Consider the following 3,670-nt stretch of genomic DNA (forward strand, 5'->3'; position numbering starts at 1 on the left):
CAATCGCGATGAGCGTCCGCGCGGCGAGCGGCCGTCTGGCGATCGCCCCTCACGCGGCGGTGACGGCGAAAAGCGCGTGTTCAAGCCGCGCGGTGACAAGCCGTTCGCCGATCGTCCCTCACGCGGCGGCGATGGCGAGAAGCGCGCATTCAAGCCGCGCGGCGACCGGCCGAAATTCGACCGCGACGATCGCGGTGGCGACAAGCGCCCCTACACGCCGCGCAGCGACCGTGACGGTGCACGTCCTGCGGCGCGATCGTCCGACCGGAAGTTCGGCGAGCGCAAGCCCTACGCAGCGCGCGACCGCGACGGAGAAAAGCGCAGCTACGCGCCGCGCGGCGATCGTGATGGCGACAAGCGGCCCTATACGCCGCGTGGTGAAGGGGCGCGCGATCGCAGCGATCGGCCGCGCACGGAGCGCAGCTTTGGCGACCGTCCCTCCGGTGATCGGCCGGAGCGGAAATTCGGTGGCGACAAGAAATTCTCGCGCGGCGCGCCGGATCGCGGTGGTTACAAGAGCGACCGTAGCGACCGCAACAACGATCGCGGCCCACGCCGGGAGTTCGGCGATCGTCCGCAGCGTGGTGAAACCAAGCCGTGGCAGAAGCGCGAGGGTGGCGCGGATCGTCCCGAACGCGGCACGCGTCCGCCCCGCGATGGCGCGCGCAGTTCTGAGCGGCCGCGGTTCGATCGTTCGAGCGAGGACCGTCCGAAATTTGATCGTCCGCGCGGCGATCGTCCCAAATTCGATCGGCCGCGCGAGCGCTCCGAGGGCCGCAGCGACTGGCACGAGCATCCGCGCAGCGAGCGTGGCGAAGGAGGTCTCTCCGATCGCCCGCGCCGCGACAACGAGGACGATAGCAGGGTCTTCACCAAGCGCCCGGCCTTCGGCGGCCGCGGCGCGTATCGCGAGCGCAAGCCTGATACTGACAAGCGAGCCAAGCGCGTCGTGCCCGACGAGGCGCCGAAGCCGGGCAAGACCGGCGAGCGCATCGCCAAAGTCGTGGCGCGCGCAGGTCTCGCCTCCCGTCGCGATGCCGAGGAGATGGTCACGCAGGGGCGCGTCAGCGTCAATGGCCGGGTCATCAACTCGCCGGCGCTCGACGTCACCGAGAACGACACCATCACGGTCGACGGCGCGCCGTTGCCGGAGCGCGAGCGCACGCGGCTGTTCCTTTATCACAAGCCGCGCGGCCTGATGACGACGCACGCCGACCCCGAGGGGCGACCGACCGTGTTCGACAATCTGCCGGAAGGCCTGCCACGGCTGATCTCGATCGGCCGGCTCGACTTCAACACCGAAGGCCTGTTGCTGCTGACCAATGATGGCGGTCTCGCGCGCGTGCTGGAATTGCCCGACACCGGCTGGCTGCGGCGCTATCGCGTCCGCGCCCATGGCGAGGTGACGCAGGCGCAGCTCGATCAGCTCAAGGAAGGCGTCGAGGTTGATGGCGTCAAATACGGGCCGATCGAGGCTGAACTCGAGCGCGACCAGGGCGCCAATGTCTGGCTGGTGGTTGCGATCCGCGAGGGCAAGAACCGCGAGGTGCGCAACGTGCTCGGCCATCTCGGGCTCGAAGTGAACCGGCTGATCCGCGTCTCCTACGGTCCGTTCCAGCTTGCCGAGCTCCCCGAGGGCGAGGTGCAGGAGATCAAGTCGCGGGTGCTGCGCGAGCAGCTCGGCGAGAAGGTGATCGCGCAGGCCAATGCCGATTTTGGCCCCCAGCCGGATAGCAAGGGGCGCGAGCCGCTGCCGGATCCGAAACCCAAGCCGAAGCGTGAGGTGGTCGCCGACCGCAAGGGCCGCCGGGTGCTGGTGCAGCGCACCGGCAGCGAGGAATCCCGCGCCCGCCGCGACGCTGAAGCGCGCTTCCCCGGGCAACCCAAGCGACCGAAGCGCGGCTATCATGGCAAGCGCGACATCGCGCCGAAGGACGAGTAGGGCGTCGGAATGCGCGTCGTCGGTGGGCGGCTGAGAGGCCGCAATATCGCGTCTCCCACCTCGCGCGACATCCGGCCGACGCAGGATCGCTTGCGCGAGTCGCTGTTCAACATCCTCGTCCATGCCTACGACAACCCGATCGAGGGCGCGCGCGTGCTCGACCTGTTCGCCGGCACCGGCGCGCTCGGCATCGAGGCGGTGTCGCGCGGCGCGGCGTTCACGCTGTTTGTCGACAATGGCGCCGAGGCGCGGGCGCTGTTGCGCAACAATGTCGAGGCGCTCGGACTTGGCGGCGTCACGAAGGTCTATCGCCGCGATGCGACCGATCTCGGTCCGGCGCATCCGGTCGAGCCGTTTGCGCTGGTATTTTGCGATCCGCCCTATGGCAGGGGTTTCGGCGAGCGGGCGCTTGCTTCGCTGCGTGACGGCGGTTGGCTAATGCCGCGTGCGCTGTTGGTCGTCGAGGAGTCCAAGGCCGCCGCGTTCAAGTCGCCTGATGGCTTTGAAGAGTTCGAACGCCGGGCGTATGACGACACGGAGTTCGTATTCTTGCGGGCTTCATGAGGTGTGCTGCAATGCTTCCCGCTCCTCCGCCGTCATCGTCTCTCTCCGCTGTCATCGTCCGCGCAGGCGGACGATCCAGTACGCTGTGACGTCTGGGTTCGACCTCTTCTGCCGCCGCGTACTGGATGCCCGCCTGCGCGGGGCATGACGGCTGAATGAATCACGCGCTGCCCGTTCGCCGGGACGACACCTTAGTTGTAGCTCTACCTCCGCCCGAACAGCTTCTCCACGTCGACGAGCTTGAGCTCGACATAGGTCGGGCGGCCGTGATTGCATTGGCCGGAATTCGGCGTCTGCTCCATCTCGCGCAGCAGCGCGTTCATCTCCTCGGGCTTCAGCCGGCGGCCGGCGCGCACCGAGCCATGGCAGGCCATGGTGGCGGCGACATGCATCAGCTTGCGCTCCAGCGGCAGCGCCTCGCCCCATTCCTCCATGTGCTCGGCGAGATCGCGTAGCAACCCCGCCGCATTGACCTTGCCGAGCAGCGACGGCGTCTCGCGCACCGCGACCGCGCCGGGGCCGAAGGATTCGATCGCAAGGCCAAACGACGCCAGCTCCTCGGCGCGGCCTAACAAAGTCTCGACCGTCGCCTCGTCGAGCTCGACGATATCGGGGATCAAAAGGATCTGCCGCTGTACGCCGTGTGCGGCGAGCGAAGCCTTCAGCCGCTCATAGACGATGCGCTCATGCGCGGCATGCTGGTCGACGATGACGAGGCCGTCGCGGGTCTGCGATACGATATAGGTGTCGTGGATCTGGGTGCGCGCCGCACCCAACGGCTGGTCGAGCAGATCGCCAGGTGCCGGTTGCTCGTGCAGCCGCACATCGGCGGTCGGCGCGCCGACATCGAAATTGGCCTGCGCCGGCTCGGCGAAGGCGGGCGCGGCGGTGCCCTCGAACACCGGCGTCGGGCTGACAGGAAATGACGGCGAGCGCTGCCAGTCCCAGTTGGCGGCACGCGGCGGTGTGAAAGCAGGTCGGAACGCGGCGATTGTGGTCCCGCCGTCATTGGCCGCGGTACGCCGGCCCTCGCGCGCCAAGCCCTCCTTTAGCGCATGCACGATTAGCGCACGCACCAGGCCCGCGTTGCGGAAGCGCACCTCGGTCTTGGCCGGATGGACGTTGGCGTCGACCTCGCGTGCATCGAGCGTCACGAACAGCGCC

Annotated in this window: 2 protein-coding genes and 1 pseudogene; 2 read left to right on the top strand and 1 reads right to left on the bottom strand. The window is 68.2% G+C overall.

Annotated features, from left to right (window positions below):
- Window positions 1-1,942, top strand: a 1,942-nt coding sequence (locus WA702_RS22245) for a pseudouridine synthase (RefSeq protein ID WP_425112706.1), incomplete at its 5' end; no start/stop codon positions are given.
- A 9-nt stretch (window positions 1,943-1,951) separates the two neighbouring features.
- On the top strand, window positions 1,952-2,506 hold the full coding sequence (rsmD, locus tag WA702_RS22250; protein ID WP_425112707.1) for a 16S rRNA (guanine(966)-N(2))-methyltransferase RsmD: 555 nt from the start codon (window positions 1,952-1,954) through the stop codon (window positions 2,504-2,506).
- Window positions 2,507-2,709: 203 nt separating this feature from the next.
- Here the strand turns inward: rsmD and WA702_RS22255 are convergent.
- Window positions 2,710-3,670, bottom strand: a pseudogene (locus WA702_RS22255) (DNA mismatch repair endonuclease MutL); the annotation flags it as partial.

Origin of the sequence: Bradyrhizobium sp. (genome assembly GCF_049798375.1) — a bacterium.
Taxonomy (GTDB): Bacteria; Pseudomonadota; Alphaproteobacteria; order Rhizobiales; family Xanthobacteraceae; genus Bradyrhizobium.